The 21,746-nt window shown below is 69.8% G+C and carries 16 protein-coding genes; 9 read left to right on the top strand and 7 right to left on the bottom strand.

Going from position 1 to position 21,746, the window contains the following annotated elements; genetic code table 11:
* The first annotated feature begins 262 nt into the window (after positions 1–262).
* The 3 genes from BM060_RS08235 (at position 263) to BM060_RS08225 (ending at position 2,276) form a co-directional block, all read left to right on the top strand.
* A complete protein-coding gene (locus BM060_RS08235; RefSeq protein WP_058072564.1) occupies positions 263–961 on the top strand; it encodes a glutathione S-transferase C-terminal domain-containing protein in 699 nt (232 codons plus the stop codon).
* Positions 958–1,257: a GIY-YIG nuclease family protein gene (locus BM060_RS08230; protein ID WP_061562634.1), complete on the top strand. Its 300-nt coding sequence runs from the start codon at positions 958–960 to the stop codon at positions 1,255–1,257. Before BM060_RS08235 ends, BM060_RS08230 begins: the two co-directional genes overlap by 4 nt.
* Before the next feature lie 74 nt (positions 1,258–1,331).
* Positions 1,332–2,276 (top strand): glutathione S-transferase family protein, encoded by a 945-nt coding sequence (locus tag BM060_RS08225; protein ID WP_074979077.1) that lies wholly within the window; start codon positions 1,332–1,334, stop codon positions 2,274–2,276.
* 189 nt (positions 2,277–2,465) lie between these two features.
* Here BM060_RS08225 and yejK read toward each other — a convergent pair whose 3' ends face one another.
* Both yejK and BM060_RS08215 read right to left on the bottom strand, forming a co-directional pair.
* Positions 2,466–3,470 (bottom strand): nucleoid-associated protein YejK, encoded by a 1,005-nt coding sequence (gene yejK / locus BM060_RS08220; protein WP_074979075.1) that lies wholly within the window; start codon positions 3,468–3,470, stop codon positions 2,466–2,468.
* Positions 3,471–3,534: 64 nt separating this feature from the next.
* Entirely contained in the window at positions 3,535–4,902 is a 1,368-nt protein-coding gene (locus tag BM060_RS08215; RefSeq protein ID WP_074979073.1) for a TAXI family TRAP transporter solute-binding subunit, read from the bottom strand.
* A gap of 106 nt (positions 4,903–5,008) precedes the next feature.
* Between BM060_RS08215 and sbcD the strand changes: the two genes are divergently transcribed.
* From sbcD to BM060_RS08195, 4 genes are all read left to right on the top strand, one after another.
* A complete protein-coding gene (sbcD, locus tag BM060_RS08210) occupies positions 5,009–6,229 on the top strand; it encodes an exonuclease subunit SbcD (protein ID WP_074979071.1) in 1,221 nt (406 codons plus the stop codon).
* Entirely contained in the window at positions 6,229–9,669 is a 3,441-nt protein-coding gene (locus BM060_RS08205) for an AAA family ATPase (protein WP_074979070.1), read from the top strand. The genes sbcD and BM060_RS08205 overlap by 1 nt, the downstream gene beginning before the upstream one ends.
* A gap of 190 nt (positions 9,670–9,859) precedes the next feature.
* Complete coding sequence (locus tag BM060_RS08200; RefSeq protein ID WP_174672433.1) at positions 9,860–10,546, top strand: Dps family protein; 687 nt, start codon at positions 9,860–9,862, stop codon at positions 10,544–10,546.
* Between the two features lie 382 nt (positions 10,547–10,928).
* A complete protein-coding gene (locus tag BM060_RS08195; protein ID WP_074979068.1) occupies positions 10,929–11,471 on the top strand; it encodes a hydrolase in 543 nt (180 codons plus the stop codon).
* 7 nt (positions 11,472–11,478) lie between these two features.
* Here BM060_RS08195 and BM060_RS08190 read toward each other — a convergent pair whose 3' ends face one another.
* A complete protein-coding gene (locus BM060_RS08190; protein ID WP_074979066.1) occupies positions 11,479–12,369 on the bottom strand; it encodes a LysR family transcriptional regulator in 891 nt (296 codons plus the stop codon).
* Between the two features lie 162 nt (positions 12,370–12,531).
* Here BM060_RS08190 and BM060_RS08185 point away from each other — a divergent pair, with 162 nt between their 5' ends.
* Entirely contained in the window at positions 12,532–14,067 is a 1,536-nt protein-coding gene (locus tag BM060_RS08185; RefSeq protein ID WP_074979064.1) for an MFS transporter, read from the top strand.
* Here the strand turns inward: BM060_RS08185 and rlmF are convergent, their stop codons facing one another.
* From rlmF to BM060_RS08165, 4 genes are all read right to left on the bottom strand, one after another.
* Positions 14,068–15,051: a 23S rRNA (adenine(1618)-N(6))-methyltransferase RlmF gene (gene rlmF, locus BM060_RS08180; protein WP_074979062.1), complete on the bottom strand. Its 984-nt coding sequence runs from the start codon at positions 15,049–15,051 to the stop codon at positions 14,068–14,070.
* Positions 15,052–15,695: 644 nt separating this feature from the next.
* Positions 15,696–15,992: a winged helix-turn-helix domain-containing protein gene (locus BM060_RS08175; RefSeq protein ID WP_043315920.1), complete on the bottom strand. Its 297-nt coding sequence runs from the start codon at positions 15,990–15,992 to the stop codon at positions 15,696–15,698.
* Positions 15,993–16,009: 17 nt separating this feature from the next.
* A complete protein-coding gene (locus BM060_RS08170; protein WP_074979060.1) occupies positions 16,010–17,842 on the bottom strand; it encodes an SLC13 family permease in 1,833 nt (610 codons plus the stop codon).
* 94 nt (positions 17,843–17,936) lie between these two features.
* The gene (locus BM060_RS08165) at positions 17,937–19,592 is read right to left on the bottom strand and encodes a thiamine pyrophosphate-binding protein (protein WP_074979058.1); all 1,656 of its coding nucleotides are present in this window, start codon (positions 19,590–19,592) and stop codon (positions 17,937–17,939) included.
* A gap of 209 nt (positions 19,593–19,801) precedes the next feature.
* On the opposite strand from BM060_RS08165, the gene BM060_RS08160 reads away from it, so the two are divergent.
* A complete protein-coding gene (locus BM060_RS08160) occupies positions 19,802–21,706 on the top strand; it encodes a M14 family metallopeptidase (RefSeq protein WP_074979056.1) in 1,905 nt (634 codons plus the stop codon).
* Positions 21,707–21,746 lie beyond the last annotated feature (40 nt).

Raw genomic sequence — 21,746 nt, 5'->3', positions numbered from 1 at the left:
CCCCAACACCTACGTCACCGGTAACCCTGTTCGCGAGCAAGCTCGCTCCTACGAAAAGCCATGCCCGCTCGCACCGTAGGAGCGTCCCGGCGCACGCCATGCCCACCTGTAGGAGCGCGCCCTGCGCGCGATTCGCGGGCAGGGCCCGCTCCTACGGAGCCATCCTGCAAACCCTGTCATGTCTGATAGCACTCCGACAGGGCTCGCCGCGGCGCCTGGCATGCGCTTAAATGTCAGGCGAGCCCGCGCAGGAAGCCTCGCCATGATCACCCTGTTCCAGTTCCCCCCGGCCTTCAATGTGCCCAACGTCAGCCCCTTCTGCCTGAAGCTGGAGACTTTCCTGCGCCTGTCCGGGCTGGAATACCAGGTGCAGCACGTGACGGACCCGCGCAAGGGGCCCAAGGGCAAGCTGCCCTTCATCAAGGTCGAGGGGCAGACCGTCGCCGACACCGAGATCATCATTCACGACCTGCAACAGCGCTTCGCCCTGGACCTGGACGCCGGCCTCGACGCCCGCGGGCGTGGCTGGGCGGTGTCGATCACGCGGCTGTGCGACGAGCACCTGGCGCCGCTGCTGGTGTACTTCCGCTGGCTGGAGGACGATGGCTGGCGCCAGGTCGCCCCGGTGCTGCTGCGCGGCATCCCGGCGCCGCTGCGGCCGGTGGTCGGCGCGCTGGTGCGCCGCAAGATCCGCGGCGAGATGCGCGGCCGCGGCCTGGCCGCCCACAGCCGCGAGGAACTGCTGAGCTTCGCCCGCCAGGACCTGGACGCCCTCGATGGCATGCTCGGCGACCTGCCGTACTTCGGCGGCGCCCAGCCCTGCAGCGCCGATGCCGCGGCCTACGGGATACTCGCCAACCTGGTCCTGTGCACCCTGGAAACCCCCCTCAACCACATGGCGCGCGAATACGAGCGGCTGGTCGGCTACTGCGAGCGCATGCAGCAGCGGGTCTGGACATGACCCAGGCCGAGCCCAAGCCCTGGTTCGTCTACCTGGTGCGCGCCGCCAACGGCGCGCTCTACTGCGGCATCAGCGACGACCCGCAGCGGCGCTTCGAGGCGCACTGCAGCGGGCGTGGCGCGCGCTTCTTCCATTCCAGCCCGGCGCAGGCGCTGGTGTACGTCGAGGCCTGCGCCGGCAAGGGCGAGGCGCTGCGCCGCGAGCGGGCGATCAAGGCCCTGGGCAAGCCGGCCAAGGAACGCCTGGCGCTGGCCGGCGCGGCCCTGGCCATCAGCGCGGCGGATAGCCGTCCATAGCTTCGACCGGGTAGGACCGCGCGCCGCGGCGGAGTAAGCTGGAAGGCCCTCAACGCCGGCCAACGGAGCCCCGCATGTCCGAGCTGATCCTGCACCACTACCCGACTTCCCCCTTCGCCGAGAAGGCCCGCCTGTTGCTGGGCTTCAAGCAGCTGTCGTGGCGCTCGGTGCTGATCCCGCCGATCATGCCCAAGCCCGACCTGCTGGCGCTCACCGGCGGCTACCGCAAGACGCCGGTGCTGCAGGTGGGGGCCGACGTCTACTGCGACACTGCGCTGATCGCCCGCCGCCTGGAGCAGGAGAAGGCCACCCCGGCGCTGTTCCCCGAGGGCCAGGAATTCAGCGTCGCCGCCTTCGCCGCCTGGGCCGATTCGGTACTGTTCCAGCATGGCGTGAGCCTGGTGTTCCAGCCCGAGTCCATCGCCGTGCGCTTCGGCAAGCTGCCGCCGGAGTTCCTCAAGGCCTTCGTCGCCGACCGCAGCCAGTTGTTCAGCGGCGGCAGCGCCGCGCGCCTGCCGGCCGAGCAGGCGCGGCAGCAGTGGCCGGTGTTCATGGCGCGGCTGGAGCAGCAACTGGCGCGGGAGGAGGGCGACTTCCTGTTCGGCGAGCCGTCCGTGGCGGATTTCGCCGTCGCCCACGTGCTCTGGTTCGTCAAGGCCACCCCGGTGACCTCGCCGCTGGTGGACGCCTACCCGTCGGTGGTGGCCTGGCTGGGCCGGGTGCTCGGCTTCGGCCATGGCGCGCACAGCGAGATGAGCGGCGAGGAAGCCATCGCCGTGGCCCGCGACAGCCAGCCGGCGGCGCTGCCGGACGAGCCGTTCAGCGACGCCAACGGCCTGCGGGCCGGCCAGCGGGTGGCCATCGCAGCGACCGACTACGGCGTCGATCCGGTGGAGGGGGAGCTGCTGCACGTGGGCAGCGAGGAACTGATCCTGCGCCGCGAGGACCCGCGCGCCGGGGTGGTGCATGTGCATTTCCCGCGCGTTGGCTTCCGCATCGAGGCATGCGTCACACCGTGACGTAGGGCGTACAACCGTTCGCGGTTGTACGCCGATACACGGGACTGCTCGCTCGCTTCGGGGCCGAACTCGAAGCCGCCCCGAACAGGCGCTTCGGGCTCGATCCCGGAGTGCCCGGGCACCACGGTCAAACGGCGGATAACGTCGAACGTTATCCGCCCTACGCCCGGGTTGAGCGTGGTGTCAGGCCTATTTGCGGCGCTTGAGCTGGTCGTGCAACTGCGTCGGCAACCCGCGGATGATCAGCATGTCGCGCTCCTCGTCGTACTCCACCTTGCTGCCCAGCAGGTGCGCCTCGAAGCTGATCGACAGGCCCTCGGCGCGGCCGGTGAAGCGGCGGAACTGGTTGAGGGTGCGCTTGTCCGCGGGGATTTCCGGGGCCAGGCCGTAGTCCTTGTTGCGGATGTAGTCGTAGAAGGCGCGCGGCGCCTGGTCGTCCATCAGCTCGGAGAGCGCGTCCAGGGCCATCGGCTCGCCGATGCGCGCCTGGCTGGTAGCGTAGTCGACCAGGGTGTCGGTCTTCTCGCGGGCCTGCTCTTCGGGCAGGTCCTCGCTTTCCACGTAGTCGCTGAAGGCCTTGAGCAGGGTGCGCGTCTCGCTGGGGGCGTCGACGCCTTCCTGGCAGCCGATGAAGTCGCGGAAGTAGTCCGAGACCTTCTTGCCGCCCTTGCCCTTGATGAACGAGATGTACTGCTTGGAGGTCTTGTTGTTGCGCCATTCCGAGCAGTTGATCCGCGCCGCCATGTGCAGCTGGCCCAGGTCCAGGTGGCGCGAGGGCGCCACTTCCAGCGCCTCGGTCACCGCCACGCCTTCGCTGTGGTGCAGCAGGGCGATGCTCAGGTAGTCGGTCATGCCCTGCTGGTAGTGGCAGAGCAGCACGTGGCCGCCGGTGGAGAGGTTGGACTCCTCCATCAGGCTCTTCAGGTGCTCCACGGCCTGGCGGCTGAAGGCGACGAAGTCCTTGCCGCCATCCAGGTACTCGGCCAGCCAGCCGCTGAACGGGTAGGCGCCGGATTCTTCCTGGAACAGGCCCCAGGCCTTGTTCGGCTTGGCGTTGTAGCTTTCGTTGAGGTCGGCCATGAGGTTCTCGATGGCCTGGGAGTCGCCCAGTTCGGCGTCGCGCGCGTGCAGCGTGGCGGGGTTGCCGTCGGGCTTCTTGTCGATCAGGTGGACGATGGCGTGACGAATCGGCATCTCGGGCTCGGCTCTGGACGATGGTGGCAAAGCCGCCAGTCTACCCGAGCGCGACGCGCCACGCTCACCCGGCCTTGTCCAGCGGCGCCTCGCCGTCGCGCTCGCGGCGGTTGCGGCGCAGCTGGCGCAGGCGGCGGATCACGTAGTTCAGGTGCAGGTGCAACTCGTACAGCTCGTTGTAGTACGACAGCGGCACCTCCACCCGCGACAACTCGGCCTCCAGGCTCTCCAGGCGCTCGATCTCGCGGCTGAGTTCCGCGCTGCCGGTGTTTTCGTCCAGGCGCCGGTCGATTTCCCGCAGGTAGCGGTACCAGCGGTAGATGCGCGCGCGGATGCGCCAGCGGTACAGCGGGCCGATGGACTTGAACAGCGGGATGAGGATGGCGAGGAAGGGGATCAGCAGGATGATGTAGCGGTCGGCCAGGGAGGCGATGCGGAACGGCAGGAAGCGCTGCAGCAGCGGCAGGCCGCTCTTGTAGTAGCGCTCGGCGTCCTCGTTCAGGCGCAGGGTGCGCGGCTCGGCGGCGGGGAAGGCGCCGGGGGCGTCGAGCAGGCTGCCCTGGCGCATCACCTGGCGCGCGGCCTGGAGGATCAGCGGCGTCAGCGCCGGGTGGAAGCGGTCGTTGATCACCAGGGTGGCCACCGGCGACAGGGTGGTCAGGTTACGGTGCGGCACGTTGTGTTCCAGGTTCAGCAGGCCTTCGCCCACCTCCAGGCGCTTGAGGAAGCGCAGGCGCGCCTCGTAGGCGTCGGCGCGGCGGAAGCCGGCCAGCAGCAGCTGCTCGCTGGCGGCCAGGCGCTGGATCAGCGGGTTGTCCGCCGGGCCGACGAAGAAGGCGGCGTCCAGGCTGCCGGCCAGCAGGGCGTCGGCGGCGCTGTCGCCGCCGCTGGCCTGCCAGCCGGCGGGGTGCTGTTCGTCGCCGATGCCGTTGGCCTGGAGGATGGCCGCGGTGATCGCCTCGGTGCCGCTGCCGCGGCTGCCCAGGGCCACGCGCAGGGGCAGCAGGTCGGCGATGCGGTCGATGTGCACGTCGCGGCGCTGGAACAGCCACAGCGGCTCCTGGAACATGGCGCCGAGGGTCTGCAGGCGTTGCCGCTGCCCGGCGGCGAGCTGGCGCTCCTGGCCGCTCTGCACCAGGGCGATGTCCACGCCGCTGTGCTCGTCCAGCAGCAGGTCCATGTTCTGCCGCGAGCCAGCGCTGGGCACCAGCTTCAGCTCGAAGCCCTGTTCGGCCAGCTCGGCCCGCAGCTTTTCGCCGAAGGCCGCGTAGCCGCCGTCGGGGGCGCCGGTGGCGAGGGTCGCGCTCATCGGCGGCGGCGGCGCGACGAAGTAGAAGACCGCGGCCACCAGGGCGGCCAGCACGGGCACTATCCACAGGTTGGCGCGCACCAGGATGGCGAGGTCGCGGAGCATGTTGAGCAGGCGTTGCATGGTCTGATTCCCGGCCGGCATCCTTTCAGGATAGCCAGCCTGGCGCGGGCGCACCCCGGAAGCGGGTATCATCGCCGGCTGGATCAGACAGCGGGACAGCAGGCGCATGCGCATCCTCCACACCTCCGACTGGCACCTCGGCCAGCACTTCATGGGCAAGAGCCGCGAGGCCGAACACCGCGCCTTCTGCCGCTGGCTGGTGGAGCGGGTGCGCGAGCACGCGGTGGACGCGGTGATCATCGCCGGCGACGTGTTCGACACCGGCGCGCCGCCCAGCTACGCCCGCGAGCAGTACAACCGCTTCATCGTCGAGCTGCGCGAGACCGGCGCCAGCCTGGTGGTGCTGGGCGGCAACCACGACTCGGTGGCCATGCTGGAGGAATCCCGCGAGCTGCTGGCGGTGCTCGGCACACGGGTGATCGCCGCCGCCGGCGCCGACCTCGACCGGCAGTTGCTGGTGCTGCCGCAACGCGACGGCACGCCGGGCGCGGTGCTCTGCGCCATTCCCTTCCTGCGCCCGCGCGACCTGCTGGCCAGCCAGGCCGGGCAGAGCGCGCAGGACAAGCAGCTGGCCCTGCAACAGGGCATCCAGGCGCACTATCAGGCACTGTTCGCCCTGGCCGAGGCCCGACGCGCCGAACTCGGTGGCAAGCTGCCGATAGTCGCCACCGGGCACCTGACCACGGTCGGCGCCAGCGCCAGCGAGTCGGTGCGGGAAATCTACGTCGGCAGCCTGGAGGCCTTCCCCACCAGCGCCTTCCCGGCGGCGGACTACATCGCCCTGGGGCACATCCACCGGCCGCAGAAGGTCGGCGGCCTGGAGCACATCCGCTACTGCGGCTCGCCCATCGCCCTGAGCTTCGACGAGGCGCGACAGGCCAAGGAGGTACTGCTGGTGGACCTCGACGAAAGCGGCCTGCGCGCGGTGACGCCGCTGCCCGTGCCCTGCTTCCAGCCCTTGCAGTCGCTGGCCGGCGACCTCGACAGCCTGCCCGCGGCGCTGGCCGAAGCCGCCAACCTGGGCACGCCGGAACGCCCGGTATGGGTGGAAGTGCTGGTGCGCAGCGACGACTACCTGAACGACCTGCAGGCGCGCCTGGAGAAGCTCTGCGAGGAACTGCCGGTGGAAGTGCTGCGCACCCGCCGTGAACGCGGCAACCAGCAGGCCGGGCTGTTCGGCGAGGCGCGCGAGACCCTCGACGAACTCTCCGCCGAGGACGTCTTCGAACAACGCCTGGACGCCGAGGACCTGGCGCCGCCGCTGCGCCAGGAACTGGCCGGGCTGTACCGCCAGGTGGTCGCCGAACTGCAGGAGGAGCAAGCCTGATGCGCATCCTCAGCCTGCGCCTGAAGAACCTTAACTCGCTCAAGGGCGAGTGGAAGATCGACTTCGCCGCCGAGCCCTTCGCCGGCAACGGCCTGTTCGCCATCACCGGGCCTACCGGCGCCGGCAAGACCACCCTGCTGGACGCCATCTGCCTGGCCCTGTACCACCGCACGCCGCGCATGAACACGCTGTCGCAGAGCGGCAACGAGCTGATGACGCGGCACACCGCCGACTGCCTCGCCGAGGTCGAGTTCGAGGTCAAGGGCCGCCGCTACCGCGCCTTCTGGAGCCAGCGCCGGGCCCGCGACAAGGTCGACGGCGCGCTGCAGGCGCCCAAGGTGGAGCTGGCGCGCATCGAGGCCGCCGGCGGCGAGGGGGAAATCCTCACCGACAAGATCAACGACAAGCTGCGCCAGACCGAGCAGCTCACCGGCCTCGACTTCGGCCGCTTCACCAAGTCCATGCTGCTGGCCCAGGGCGGTTTCGCCGCCTTTCTCGAAGCCAGCGCCAACGACCGCGCGGCACTGCTGGAAGAACTCACCGGCACCGAGATCTACGGGCTGATCTCCCAGCGCGTGTACGAGCGCAGCAAGGCGGCGCAGAACGATCTGGAACTGCTGAAGAGCCGTGCCGAAGGCATGGAACTGCTCAGCGAGGAACAGCGCGGCGAACTGCAGGCCGAGGCCGAACGCCTGCTGGCCGAGGAAGCGCCGTTGCTCCAGCGCCAGGCCGAACTGCAGGCCCAGCGCCGCTGGCGCGAGGACCTTTCCCGCGCCGAACACCAGCACCAGCAGGCCGCCGCGCGGGAGCAGCAGGCCCGCGATGCCCTGCTCCAGGCAACCCCCGACCTGCAGCGCCTGGCCGCCAGCGAGCCAGCGGCACGCCTGCAGCCGCTGCATGGGGCCTGGCAACAGGCGCGCCAGGCGCTGGAGCGAGACGAAACCGGCCTGGCGGACCTGCAACGCCAGCAGCGGGACTGCGCGGAGCAGGCCGTGCGCAGCCTGTGGCAGGCCAGCCAGTACAGCGCGCAGTGGGCGGGGCAGCGCCAGCGCGCCATCGATGAACTCGCAACGCAGCGCCGCGAAGTACAGGCGCAGCTTGCCGCGCACCCGCAACGCGCCCGCCTGGGTGAACTGCTGGGGGGCTGGCGCGCGCAATTCGCCCAGCGCGAACAGCTCGGTGGTGAACTTCAGGGCGCCCGCGCGCGCCTGGAGCAGGAAGCCTCCGCCATCCAATCGTTGCACGGCCAACTCGCCGCCCATGGCCAGGCCCTGGCTGGCGCCGGGCAAGCGCTGGACGCGGCGCGCCAGGCCGAGGCGCAGCAGCAGGCGCGCTTGCAGGCCCTGCTGCAAGGCGCCGGTGAAAGCGCCCTGCGCGAACGCTGGCAGCAATTGCAGCAGCAGGGCAGGGCGCTGGACCGCCTGCAACAGCTGGCGCAGAGCCGCGGACAGGCCAGCGCGCAGTCTGCCCGCCTGCAACCCCAGCTCGATTCGCTGCAGCAACGCCAGGCGCAGAAGGAAACCGCGATCGCCGAACTGCGCGAGCGCTACAAGGGGCTGAAACAGCAGGTCGCCGACAAGGAGAAGCTGCTGGAGCAGGAGCAGCGCATCCAGGCCCTGGAGGCATATCGAGCACAACTGCAGCCCGGCGAAGCCTGCCCCTTGTGCGGCTCCCACGAACACCCGGCCATCGCCAGCTACCAGGCGCTGGACGTGTCGCAGACGCGCCGCGCCCTCGATGAATGCCGCGCAGCCTTGACCGCACTGGAAAGCGACGGCGTGGCGCTGCGCGACGAACTCTCCGACGTGACGGCCCAGGCCGCACAGGTCCGGCAGCAACTGGAGCAACTGCGCGAACAACTGCATCAGCTCGATGCCGAATGGCAGCGCCAGTCGATCGAGCAGAACCTAGCCATCGAGGATGCCGCCGGCTTGGCCGCGATTCGCCAGGCCCAGGAACAGGCCCTGGCCGACCTGCAGGAACGCCTGGCGGCGCTCGATGCGCTCAAGGGCGAGTTGCAGCAGGCCGCGAGCGCCCGCGAGCACGCCGAGCGCAGCCATGCGGCCGCGTTGCAGCAGGAGGCTTTGCTGCGTCGCGATCTGGACAATGCACAGCAGCGCCAGGCGGAACAGCAGCAACGCCTGGAACAATTGCAGGTGCAGGCCGAACGCCAGGCCGCCGAACTGCTGGCCAGCCTCGACGGTTTCGCCGCTGCCTTGCCCGAGCAAGGCGCAGCCTGGCTAGCCGAGCGCGAAGGCGAATGGCGCGCCTGGCAGCAGGCCCAGCAACGGGACCAGCAACTGCAGGAGGCCGAGCGCGAAGCCCGGCGCCTGTTGCAGGAAGCCGAAGCGCAAGCCGGGCAATGGCGCGAACGCTGGAGCGCCAGTGGCGAGCAGGCATTGCCGGAGCCGGCGCCCGAGGCGCAGCCGCAGCAGGCCCTGCAAGCGGCGGAGTCGGCCCTGCAGGCGGCGCAGCGCCAGGCCGATGCGCTGCTCGGCCGCGAGCAGAGCCTCGCCGCGCACCTGGAGCAGGCGCGCACTACCCTGGCCGAATGCGAGCGCACCTGGCAGCAGGCTTTGGCTGAAAGCCCATTCGCCGACCTGGCGGCCTTCCTCGCCGCGCAGCTGGAAGACGGCGAACGCCAGCGCCTGGGCGAACTCAAGGCACGCCTGGACACCGCGCTGACCGAGGCCGTGGCGCTGCGCGTCGCCGCCGAGGAAGCCGAGCGCCAACTGCGTGCGCAGCCGCTGGGCGAACTGGAGCTGCCGGCCCTCGACGAGCAGTTGCAGGCCCTCGCCACCCAGTTGCGCGAACTGGGCCAGCGCCAGGGCGAAGTGCGCGCGCAACTGCAGGGTGACGACGCGCGCCGCGCCAGCCAGCAGGCGCTGTTCGCCGAGATCGCCGCACAGGAGGCGCACCACGACCTCTGGCAACGCCTGAATGGCCTGATCGGTTCCTCCGATGGCGCCAAGTATCGGCGCTTCGCCCAGGGCCTGACCCTCGACCACCTGGTGCACCTGGCCAACCGGCAACTGCAGCGCCTGCACGGCCGCTACCAACTGGCGCGGCGCAGCGACGGCGAGCTGGAACTGGAGGTGGTGGACACCTGGCAGGGCGACGTCGCCCGTGACTGCCGCACCCTCTCCGGCGGCGAGAGCTTCCTGGTCAGCCTGGCGCTGGCCCTGGCGCTGTCCGACCTGGTCAGCCACAAGACCAGCATCGACTCGCTGTTCCTCGACGAAGGCTTCGGTACCCTCGACGGCGAGACCCTGGAAGTGGCGCTGGACGCCCTCGACAGCCTCAACGCCAGCGGCAAGAGCATCGGCGTGATCAGCCACGTCGAGGCGCTCAAGGAACGCATCCCCGTGCAACTCAAGGTGCACAAGGGTGTCGGTATGGGGTACAGCCGCCTCGACGCGTGCTTCGCCGTGCAACCCTGAATCTTGCCCGGCGTCATTGCGCCGCACGTTGGGCGGCGCGACGACTTGCAATCGAAGCGCGGCGAGGTAGGCTCAAGAGCGCACTCTTGGCCATGAGAGGAACACGCAGGGAGTGCGTCAGGCTCGTCCCGGACCGCCAGTTTCGGCACGCACAGGGGCGGCATCCACAAGACCCCTTGAGGTGATCGAGATGAAGAAACCCGCAGCCACTGCGAAGAAACCCGCTGCACCCAAGACCGCTGCCAGCAAGCCGGCCGCCGCCAAACCCGCGGCAGCCAAACCTGCCGCGGCGAAGAAGCCGGCAGCGAAGAAACCCGCCGCCAAGCCGGCAGTTGCCGCCAAACCCGCCGCCGCGGCCAAGCCGGCACCGCGCCGCGCACCGGCCCTGGCGACCCCGTCGGACCTGTCCAAGGACGCCACCCGCGACCTCAGCGCGGCCCTGAGCCGCCTGCTGGCCGACGTCTTCGCCCTGTACCTGAAGACCAAGAACTTCCACTGGCACGTGAGCGGCCCGCACTTCCGCGACTACCACCTGCTGCTGGACGACCAGGCCACCGAAATCTTCGCCATGACCGACCCGATCGCCGAGCGCGTGCGCAAGATCGGCGGCAACACTATCCGCTCCATCGGCCACATCGGCCGCATCAAGCGCATCGCCGACAACGACGCCGAGTTCGTCCAGCCGCTGGACATGCTGGCCGAGCTGCAGGAAGACAACAAGTCGCTGACCGCCTACATGCGCGAGGTCCATGACCTGTGCGACGAGTACCACGACATCGCCACCGCCAGCCTCATCGAGAACTGGATCGACGAGACCGAGCAGCGCACCTGGTTCCTCTTCGAGACCAGCCGCCGCGGGGATGTGACGGGGCATTGAGGGTGCATGGCTGAAGAGAGGAGGGCCCCTTTTGCAGGGGCCTTTTTCTTTGGTGCGGGGGGAGGTTTCGGCGCGGCTTGTGGGTGTGGCTCCCTCTCCCCAGCCCTCTCCCTGAAGGGAGAGGGGGCTTGTCCGTGCCGAGAAAAGGCTTGGTTTCAGCCGGCAGTCTCTGTGCTAGCCGGCTGACTCCAAAACATCAGCGTCTGCCCAACGGCCCCCTCTCCCTTCAGGGAGAGGGCTGGGGAGAGGGAGCGAACTTCGACGCCGCTCCAGCGCTTCACCTTCGCTCATTCTCTTCCCTGCGTTTGTGTCGACCAGCTTTCCCGGTTGACACCCCCTCACCGCAAGCCGAAAAAGAAGAACCACCCCAGGAGACTCCCCCATGCTGCTCCACGCCCCCACCTCGACCCTCCTCCTCATCGACATCCAGGAACGCCTGTTCCCCGCCATCCACGACGCCGAGGCGCTGCTGCAGCACAGCGCCTGGCTGCTGGCCGTGGCGCAGCGCCTAGGCGTGCCGGTGCTGGCCACGGAGCAGTACAGCAAGGGCCTGGGCCCGACCCTGGCGCAGTTGCGTGAACATCTGCCGGCCGAGTCCATCCTGGAGAAGATCGCCTTCTCCGCGGTGGCCGACCCGGGCCTGCTGCAACTGCCCGGCGGCGAGCGCCGGCAGTTCGTGGTGTGCGGCACCGAGGCCCATGTCTGCGTGCTGCAGACCGTGCTCGGCCTGCTGGCCGAGGACCGCGAGGTCTATGTGGTGGCCGAGGCGGTCGGCTCGCGGCGCCCGGAGGACAAGGCCCTGGCCCTGGAGCGCATGCGCCAGGCCGGCGCGGTGATCGTCAACCGCGAGATGGTCGCCTTCGAATGGCTGGAGCGCGCCGGCAGCGAGACCTTCCGCGCCGTCAGCCGCGAGTTCATCCGCTGACGGCGGTTCAGCGCGCGGCGAACAGGCGGTCGCCGAGGAAGTCGAGGAACACCCGCAGCTTCAGCGGCATGCGCCGCCCGGCCGGCCACAGCGCGTGGAAGCTGCCCTGGTGTTCGCTGTGCTCGGCCAGCACCTGCACCAGGCTGCCGTCGGCCAGCGCGCCGCGCACGGCGAAGTCCGGCAGGCAGGCGATGCCCATGCCCTGGCCGGCGACGCTGATCAGGGTGTCGGCGGTGTTGCAGGTGAGGCCGCCGTCCAGGCGCGGTTCCGCCTCGCCCGGCGCCAGGCGCAGCGGCCACTTCTGCAGCTTGCCGGTGCTCGGGAAGCGGTAGTGCAGGCACAGGTGCCCGGCCAGGTCGGCGGGGCGCCGGGGCGTGCCGTACTGGCGCAGGTAGGCCGGCGCGGCCACCAGCAGCAGGTGGAAGTCGCCCAGCTGGCGCGCCTTGAGCCGCGAGTCGCGCAGCTCGCCGCTGCGCACCACCAGGTCGAAGCCTTCCTCGATGACGTCCACCAGGCGGTCGGTGAAGTCGATGTCCAGCTGGATGCGCGGGTAGCAGCGCATGAACTCCGGGAGCACCTGGGGGAACAGCCCGCTGACCAGCGGCATGCTGATCTTCAGGCGGCCGCGGGCCTGCTGGGTGGCCTGGGCCAGTTCCTGTTCCGCCGCCGCCAGTTCGTCGAGCACGCGGCGGCAGCGTTCGAGGAACAGCAGGCCTTCGTTGCTCAGGCTGAGGCTGCGCGTGCTGCGGTGGAACAGGCGTACGCCCAGGCGTTCCTCCAGGCGCGCGACGCTCTTGCCCACTGCAGAAGCGGAGAGGCCGAGCAGGCGCGCGGCCTGGGCGAAGCTGAGGGTTTCGGCGACCTGCAGGAAGACCCGCAGGCCGTTGAGGCTATCCATGGCGTAGCACCTTGGGTTGGGCGTGCGTCCATTGTGCGGCGGCGCTCGCGAAGGATTGCGGACAGATAAGTCCGTTATGTTCGGAATCCTAGCCGGTTTTTCCGCAATGCCGGGATGGTTAGCGTGCGTCGGGTGTTCCCCTGGCTCAACGACGGACCTGCCATGACCCTTTCCCGATCTTCCCGAACCGATGACGTCGGCGCACCTCCGGCCGCCTCGCGCTGGCTCCTGCTGCTGGCGGCCAGCTTCACTGCCGTGCTCATCCCGCTGTGCTTCACCGGCCCGGCCGTGGTGCTGCCGGCGATCAGCCAAGAGCTGGGCGGCTCGGCGGTGGCGCTCAACTGGATCGTCAACGGCTACGTGCTGGCCTATGGCGCGGCCATGATGGCCGCCGGCAGCCTGGCCGACGTCTATGGGCGCCGGCGCGTCTGGCTGCTCGGCCTGTGGCTGTTCGCCCTGACCACCCTGGCGATCCCGCTCGCCGGTTCGGTACCGGTGCTGGACGTGCTGCGTGTGGCTCAAGGCGTCGGTGGCTCGGCGGCGTTCGCCGCGGCCATGGCGGCGCTGGCCCAGGTGTTCCAGGGCCCGCTGCGCACGCGGGTGTTCAGCCTGCTCGGCACCACCTTCGGCGTGGGCCTGGCGTTCGGCCCGCTGCTGGCCGGCTGGCTCACCGACGGCCCGGGCTGGCGCTGGGTGTTCCTGCTGCCGGCGGCCTGCGGGCTCGCGTCCATCCCCCTGGTCATGCGCTATTGCCGGGAGAGCCGCGACCCGCGGGCGCTCGGCCTGGATTGGCCGGGCGCGCTGAGTTTCACCGCCGCTCTTTGTGCCTTCACCTATGGCCTGCTGTTGGCGCCGGAGCGTGGCTGGAGCAGCCCTGCGGTGTCTGCCTGGTTGCTGGCCAGCGTGGCGCTGCTGGCGCTGTTCGTCCGCGTGGAGCGGCGCGCGGCGCAACCGATGCTGGACCTCTCGCTGTTCCGCCAGTGGCGCTTCGTCGGCGTGCAGCTGCTGGCCGCCTCGCCGGCCTTCGCCTATGTGGTGCTGATTGTGCTGTTGCCGGGGCGCTTCATCGGCATCGAGGGGCAGAGCGCGGTGCAGGCCGGCTGGACGCTGCTGGCGCTGTCCGCGCCGCTGCTCCTGGTGCCTTTCCTGGCGGCGCTGCTGGCGCGCCATTTCAGCGCCGGCGGGCTGTCGGCGCTGGGCCTGCTGGTGGTGGCCGGCGGGCTGCTGTGGCTGGCCCGCAACCTGGCCGGCGACCTGCCGCTGGGGCTGCCGCTGCTGTGCATCGGCGTGGGCATCGGCCTGCCCTGGGGGCTGATGGACGGCCTGGCGGTGAGCGTGGTGGAGCCGGAGCGCGCCGGCATGGCGACCGGCATCTTCAATACCGTGCGGGTGTCCGCCGACGGCGTGGCCATCGCGGTGGTCGGCGCGCTGCTGGCGACCTTGCTGGCCGCCCAGTTGCAGGCGCCGGGCTTGTCGGCCGAGCTGCGCCTGGCCACCGCCAACCAGTTGGCCATCGGCAACCTGGCGGCGGCCGCGGCCGGGGCTCCGCAACTGGCCGTGGAGCAATTGCGCGCGGACTATGTGGCGGCCTTCGGCCGCGTGTTGCAGGTGCTCGCCGGGATCACCGCGCTGGTGGCGGTGCTGGTGTTCCTGCTGCTGGATCGCGCCCGCAGCCCGGCGCTGGCCGCCGAGGCCTGATCAGGCGCTGCGGCGTTGTTCGTCGCTCTGGAAGGTCCAGGCGACGAAGCGGCTCTGCTTCTGCCCCTGGGCCATGTCCAGGGTGCGCACCTGCAGCGCGCCGGCCTTCTTCAGGGCGCGGCGGAAGTCGTCGAGGTTGCCGGCCTTGGACACCAGCGAGCTGAACCACTGCACCTGCTGCGCCACTTCGCGGCTCTCGCTGGCCATGCGCTTGAGGAAGGCGATCTCGCCGCCTTCGCACCACAGCTCGTTGCTCTGCCCGCCGAAGTTCAGCAGCGGCAGCTTGCGCGAGGGGTCGAGCTTGCCGAGGTTCTTCCACTTGCGCCGGCTGCCGGCGCGGGCCTCCTCGGGGGAGGCGTGGAACGGCGGGTTGCACAGGCTGGCGTGGAAGCGTTCGTCGGCGTGCAGCAGGCCGTGGAAGATGTGCTGCGGCTCGCTCTGCTGGCGCAGCTCGATGGCCTCGGCCAGGCCCGGGTTGCCCTGCACTATGTTGCGCGCCGAGGCCAGGGCTGCGGGCTCGATGTCGGCGCCGAGGAAGCGCCAGCCATAGTCGCGGTGGCCGATCAGCGGGTAGATGCAGTTGGCGCCGACGCCGATGTCCAGCACCCGCACGCCGGGCCCGCGCGGCACGCGGCCTTCGTTGTCCTCGGCCAGCAGGTCGGCCAGGTAGTGCACATAGTCGGCGCGGCCGGGGATCGGCGGGCAGAGGAAGTCGGCGGGGATTTCCCAGTGGCCGATGCCGTACTGCGCCTTGAGCAGCGCGCGGTTGAACACCCGTACCGCCTGCGGGTCGGCGAAGTCGATGCTGGGCTTGCCGTAGGGGTTGGTGATGACGTATTCGCCCAGCTCGGGGCTGGCGGCGATCAGGCTGGGAAAGTCGTAGCGCCCCTGGTGGCGGTTGCGCGGGTGCAGCAGGTCGGGCTTCTTCGCGGCGGGATCGCGCAGCGGTTGCGGCTTGGCGGGGCGTTTCGGCGGCTTGGGCATGGCGGGCGGCAGGGCAGGGGAGCGGAGGGCGATTTTCCCACAGAAGCGCGCCTTCTGCTTCTCGTAGGAGCGGATCTCATCCGCGAACCGCTCCGGGACGTCCGGCTATCGCGGACAAGGTCCGCTCCTACGGTTAGGAATGCCATGTCTCCAGGCAACCTGCAGGAGCGGGCCCTGCCCGCGATTCGCGCGCAGGGCGCGCTCCTACAGGGGAATGGCGTGGGTGGGGCGGCGTAGGAGCGGATCTTATCCGCGAACCGCACCGGGACGTCCGGCTATCGCGGACAAGGTCCGCTCCGGTTAGGAATGCCATGTCTCCAGGCAACCTGTAGGAGCGGGCCCTGCCCGCGATTCGCGCGCAGGGTGCGCTCCTACAGGGGAATGGCGCAGGTGGGGCGGCGTAGGAGCGGATCTCATCCGCGAATCGCGCCGATATGTCCGGCTATCGCGGACAAGGTCCGCTCCGGTTAGGAATGCCATGTCTCCAGGCAACCTGTAGGAGCGGGCCCTGCCCGCGATTCGCGCGCAGGGTGCGCTCCTACAGGGGAATGGCGCAGGTGGGGCGGCGTAGGAGCGGATCTCATCCGCGAATCGCGCCGATATGTCCGGCTATCGCGGACAAGGTCCGCTCCTACAAGGCGGATTCAGGGGTATTCCAGAGTCGCCTTGATCTTCGCCAGGTTCGCCTCGATCCAGCGCGGGTCGATGGCGCCCCAGTCGCGGATGCGGTAGTGCCCGGCGTTGTTGCGCTCGCCGGCGTGCTGTTCGAACACGCAGTCGATGTCCAGGTCGGCCAGCGCCGCCAGGGTGTCCTGGGCGGTGCGCCGGGGCATGCCGGTGGCTTCCATCAGCGCCGGCACGCTGCTGGCCTGGCCGCTGTGCACCAGCCAGGCGACGTACAGGCGGCGGTAGAAACTGCTCTTGGTCTTGCTCACTTCCATGGGCTTTCCTTGTTCGGTCAATGCAGCGGCAGCAGCCAGGGTACCAGCAACACGCTGACGATCATCACCAGCAGAGTGAAGGGCACCCCGACCCTGACGAAATCGCCGAAGCGGTAGTGCCCGGGGCCCAGCACCAGGGTGTTCACCGGCGAGGAGATGGGCGTCATGAAGGCCGCCGAGGCGGCCAGCGCGACTATCATGGCGAAGGGTTCCGGCTGGGCGCCCAGGGCCCTGGCGGTGGCGATGGCCACCGGCGCCATGAGCACGGCGGTGGCGGTGTTGGAGATGAACAGGCCGATCAGCGCGGTGAGCAGGAACAGGCTGGCGAGGATCAGGTAGGGCCCGGCGCCGCCCAGGGCCGCCACCAGGGCCCGCACCGCCAGGTCGATGCCGCCGGTCTTCTGCAGGGCCAGGGCGAAGGGCAGCATGCCGACGATCAGCACCAGGCTCTGCCAGTGGATGGCGCGGTAGGCGCTGTCCATGTCGATGCAGCGGAAGGCGCCCATCAGCAGGCAGGCGATCAGCGCGGCCAGCACGTTGGGCACCAGGCCGCTGACCATCAGCAGCACCATCACCCCCAGGCTCAGCAACGCGTGGGGCGCCTGGCTGGCTGCCGGCGCGGCCTCGTCCACCTCCGCCGGCAGGCTCAGCACCAGGAAGTCGCGGCCCTGGCCCTGGAGCTGGCGGATGTCCTTCCAGGCGCCCACCACCAGCAGGGTGTCGCCGACCTTCAGCTTGGCGTCCAGCAGGCCGTCGACCACGGCTTCGCGGTTGCGCCGCAGGCCCACCACGTTGAGCCCGTACTGGCTGCGGAAGCCCAGCTGCAGGATGCTCTTGCCCAGCAGCGCGGATTCCGGCGGCAGCGTCACCTCGGCCATGCCCACCTCGTGGGCGCGCTCGGTGAAGTAGTCGCCGTGCAGGCTCAGCGGCTCCAGGCCGTATTCGTGGTAGAGGGCGAGCAGGTCGATGCCCGGCTGGTAGATGTCCACCAGCAGCACGTCGCCGACCTGCAGCACCACGTCGGCGCCGGGGCTGAGGATCTTCAGGCGGAAGCGCGCCAGGCGCTCGATGGCGATCACGTTGGTGCCGCGCTCGGTGCGCAGCTGGACGTCGCCGAGGGTCATGCCGGCCAGCGTGGAGTCGGGGCGGATGCGCAGCCGGCGTTCGCGCCCGGCCAGCTGGTAGTCGCGGATCAGGTCGCGCAGCGAGCGGCGTTGCGCGGCGTTGCCGGGGCCGTCGTGGTTGTCGCCGAGCCAGCGCCGGGCCACCAGCATGTAGGCCACGCCCAGGACCAGGATCACCAGGCCGATGGGGGTGAAGCTGAAGAAGCCGAAGCCCGGCTCGCCCTCGCGCACCAGTTCGCTGTGCACCACCATGTTCGGCGGCGTGGCCACCAGGGTGAGCATGCCGCTGATCAGCCCGGCGAAGCTCAGCGGCATCATCAGCCGCGCCGGCGAGACGTTCAGGCGCCCGGCGACGCTGAGCACCACCGGGATGAAGATCGCCACCACCCCGGTGGAGCTCATCACCGAGCCCAGCCCGGCCACCGCCAGCATCAGCAGCACCAGCAGGCGCGTCTCGTCGCTGCCGGCCTTGTGCGTCAGCCACTCGCCGATGCGGTAGGCCACGCCGGTGCGCACCAGGCCCTCGCCGATGATGAAGAGCGCGGCGATCAGCACCACGCTGGGGTCGGCGAAGCCGGCCAGGGCTTCCTGCACGCTGAGCACGCCGCTCAGCGGCAGGGCCACCATGGCCAGCAGGGCGACCACGTCCATGCGCGGCCGGTTGACGACGAACAGTGCCACCGCGGTGGCGAGCAGGAACAGGACCCAGAGCAGTTGCGGATTCATGCGCTTCCTTAGCCGGCGAATCGGCGGGCATTGTGCCCAGGCGACGGGCGCAATGCCTTGATCCGATGCAGCTTAGCGAAGCCTCCCGCAGTTTTCAGGAAAGCCGCGCCACCGGGGTGATCTGCCGTGGGTCGGTGCGCAGCTCGATCAGCGCCGGCTTGCCGCAGGCCTGGGCGCGCTGGAAGGCGGCGGCGAAGTCCTCGGTGCGCTCGACCAACTCGCCGTGGGCGCCGAAGGCCCGGGCCAGGGCGGCGAAGTCCGGGTTGTGCAGTTCGGTGGCCGAGACGCGCCCCGGGTACTCGCGTTCCTGGTGCATGCGGATGGTGCCGAGCATGCCGTTGTTGACCACGATGACGATCAGCGCGGCGCCGAACTGCACGGCGGTGGCCAGTTCCTGCGGGTACATCATGAAGCAGCCGTCGCCGGCGAAGCACACCACCTCGCGCTGCGGCTCGCGCAGCTTGGCGGCGATGGCGGCGGGGAAGCCGTAGCCCATGGCGCCGTTGGTGGGTGCCAGCTGGCTGCGGGCGGCGCGGTAGCGGTAGAAGCGGTGCACCCAGACGGCGTAGTTGCCGGCGCCGTTGCTGATGACCGCGTCTTCGGGAAGGGTTTCGGCGAGGTGGCCGACCACCGCGGCCAGGTCCACGCCCTGCAGTTCGGCGGGGCTGGCCGGCGGGGTGGAGTAGGCCAGGTAGTCGGCGCGGGCCTCGGCGGTCCACTCGGCCCAGGGACGGTTTTCCAGGGGCGCCAGGGCGTCGAGGGCGGCGGCCATAGCCGGCAGGCTGGCCTGGATCGGCAGGTCGGCCTGGTAGACGCGGCCCAGCTCGCTGGCGTCGGGGTGGACGTGGATCAACGTCTGCCCGGGTTTCGGGCTGCGCACCAGGGTGTAGCCGGCGCTGGGCGTCTCGCTCAGGCGCGAGCCGAGCACCAGCAGCAGGTCGGCCCCCTGCACCCGCGCGGCGAGCTTGGGCGAGGCGCCGAAGCCGAGCTGGCCGACGTACTGCTCGTCGCGGTTGTCGTACAGGTCCTGGCGGCGGAACGAGGCCACCACCGGCAGTTCATTGGCCCGGGCGAAGCGTTGCAGGGCGCGGCGCCCGGCATCGTCCCAGCCGGTGCCGCCGATCACCAGCAGCGGCTTGCGGGCGCGGGCGAGCAGGCTGCGCAGCTCCTCCAGCGCGGCCAGCGGCGGGGCGACCTGCGGGATGCGCGGGGCGGGCGCGTCCGCCACCTGCGCGGTGCCGAACAGCACTTCCTCCGGCAGGGCGACCACCACCGGGCCGGGGCGGCCGGACTGGGCCACGGCGAAGGCCTGGGCGACCACCTCGGGGATGCGCTGGATGTCGTCGATCTCCGTGGCCCATTTGGCCAGGCCGCCGAACATCTGCCGGTAGTCCACCTCCTGGAACGCCTCGCGGCCCTTGAAGGCGCTTTCCACCTGGCCGACGAAGAGGATCATCGGCGTGGAGTCCTGTTTCGCCGTGTGCACGCCGTTGGCCGCGTGGGTGGCGCCCGGCCCGCGGGTGACGAAGCAGATGCCCGGGCGCCCGGTGAGCTTGCCGTAGGCGTCGGCCATGTTCGAGGCGGCGCCTTCGTGGCGGGTGACGATGGTGCGGATCGAACGCGCGTCGTGCAGGGCGTCGAGCACCGGCAGGTAGCTTTCGCCGGGGATGCAGTAGACGGTGTCCACCGCGTTGCGCAGCAGGGCTTCGACGAGGATCTGGCCGCCATTGCGGGCGGGGAGGTCGGACATGGTGCGGGCTCCTGTGGAAGTCGGGACGGCGGCTTTCCGGGCCGCGCTGGCGCGTCGATCTTCGGCCCAAAGCCTGCGCCGCGCCAAGCGAGCTTTCTTCGGGTAGTCATTCCACCCCGGAATGACACCTGCGACAACCGGCCCCTTCGGCCGCGCGGATCATGGTCTAAGGTTTCCGGGCCATGGCTCACCGCGAAAGGAGGCCCACCATGCGCCATCGAGGATTCCGCCCGCTGTACGCCGCGCTGCTGCTGAGCAGCAGCCTGCCGGCCCTGGCCGCGTTGCCCCAGGCGCCCGGCTACGTCGACGACAGCGGCTACCCGGCGGCCGCCAAGCAGCGCATCCTGCCGCCGATGTTCGAGCAGAAGCTGAGCAGCACCCGCTACCTGGCCAAGCCCGACGACCCGTTGATCACCCTGGCCGAGTCCAGCGGCTTCCGGCAGACCAGCGATTACCAGCAGACCCGCGAGTACCTGAAGAAGCTCGCCGATGCTTCCGGCGGCAAGCTGCAGCTGAGCGAGCTGCCGGAAAAGAGCGCCAGCGGCGAGCCGATGCTGCTGGTGACCGCGTCCAGCGAGGCCGACAAGTCGCCGGCCGGGCTGAACGGCTCGGGCAAGCCGACGCTCTTCGTCGAGGCCGAGATCCACCCCGGCGAGGCCAACGGCAAGGACGCGATGTTCATGCTGCTGCGCGACATGACCGCCGGGGCCAAGCCGCTGGCGGGGCTGCTGGAGAAGGTCAACATCCTTTTCATCCCCACCGTGAACGTCGACGGCGACCTGCGCCGCAGCCCCTACGGGCGCATCAACCAGAACGGCCCGGAGGTCACCGGCTGGCGCGTCAACGGCCTGAACCTGAACCTCAACCGCGACTTCACCAAGCTCGACAGCGCGGAAATCCGCAACGTCGCCTGGGTGTTCAACCAGTACGACCTGAGCTTCTTCGCCGACACCCACTCCACCGACGGCGCCATGTACCCCTACGACAGCTCCTACTGCCACAACGGCAACGGCTGGTCGCCGGCGTCCAGCCAGTGGATGGACAAGGTCATGCGCGGCCCGGTGTACAAGGAACTGGAGGGCGACGGCCACGTGGTGCACGAGTGCATCAGCCTCAACGACAACCAGGACCCGGCCAAGGGCTACTACCCCTACCGCACGGACCTGGCGCGTTTCTCCAACCAGTACGGCGACATCCGCAACGTGCCCTCGATCCTCATCGAGCAGCATGCGCTGCACCCGTATGAAACCCAGGTGCTGGGCAACTACGTGATGCTCAAGGCGATGTTCCAGGTGATCGGCGACAACGCCGAGTCGCTCAAGGCCGCCATCGCCAAGGACCGCGAGCGCCTGGAGGCGCAGAAGGAGGTGATCCTGACCTGGAAGCCGGGCAAGGAGCAGCACACGCCCTTCGTCGTCGGCGACTACCGCTACGAGCAATCGCCCATCACCGGCGCGAAGACCATCGTCTGGAGCAACAAGCCGAAGACCTTGCAGGTGCCGATCAGCGACAACTCGGTGCCTGACCTTGTGGTCAAGCGGCCGAAGCAGTACGTGGTGCCGGTGCAGTGGCGCGAGGTCATCGCCCGGCTCAAGGCCCACGGCATCCGCATGAAGACCCTGGAGCAGCCGGCTGCCATCGAAGTCACCCTGTACCGCATGGACGACATCAAGCTGGCCGGCGGCTTCGAACCGGACCGCGCGGCGGCCAACGAAATCCCCGGCTACGAGGGGCACCTGCTGGTCAGCGGAACCGGCAAGCCGTTCCAGCGCCTGCAGACCTTCCCGGCAGGCTCGGTGGTGATCGACACCGACCAGCCGCTGGGTGTGCTGGCGATCAACCTGCTGACCGCCGAGAGCCCGGACTCCTTCTGGTCCTGGGGCTTCTTCAACTCGACGCTGGTGTCCGCCGAAGAACCGGAGGAATACGTGATGGAGCCGATGGCGCGCAAGATGCTCGCCGAGGACCCGCAGCTGAAGGCGGAATTCGAGAAGAAGCTGAAGGAGGACAAGGCCTTCGCCAAGGACCCGCATGCGCGGCTGGAATGGTTCTACCAGCGCACGCCCTTCTATGACGTGAATGCCTACGTCTACCCGGTTGGCACGGTGTTCTGAGGGACAGGGCTCTTCTCTTCGTAGGAGCGAGCTTGCTCGC

Origin of the sequence: Pseudomonas citronellolis, from assembly GCF_900112375.1 — a bacterium.
GTDB classification, from domain to species: domain Bacteria; phylum Pseudomonadota; class Gammaproteobacteria; order Pseudomonadales; family Pseudomonadaceae; genus Pseudomonas; species Pseudomonas citronellolis.
This window is presented reverse-complemented; position numbering and strand designations above follow the sequence as displayed.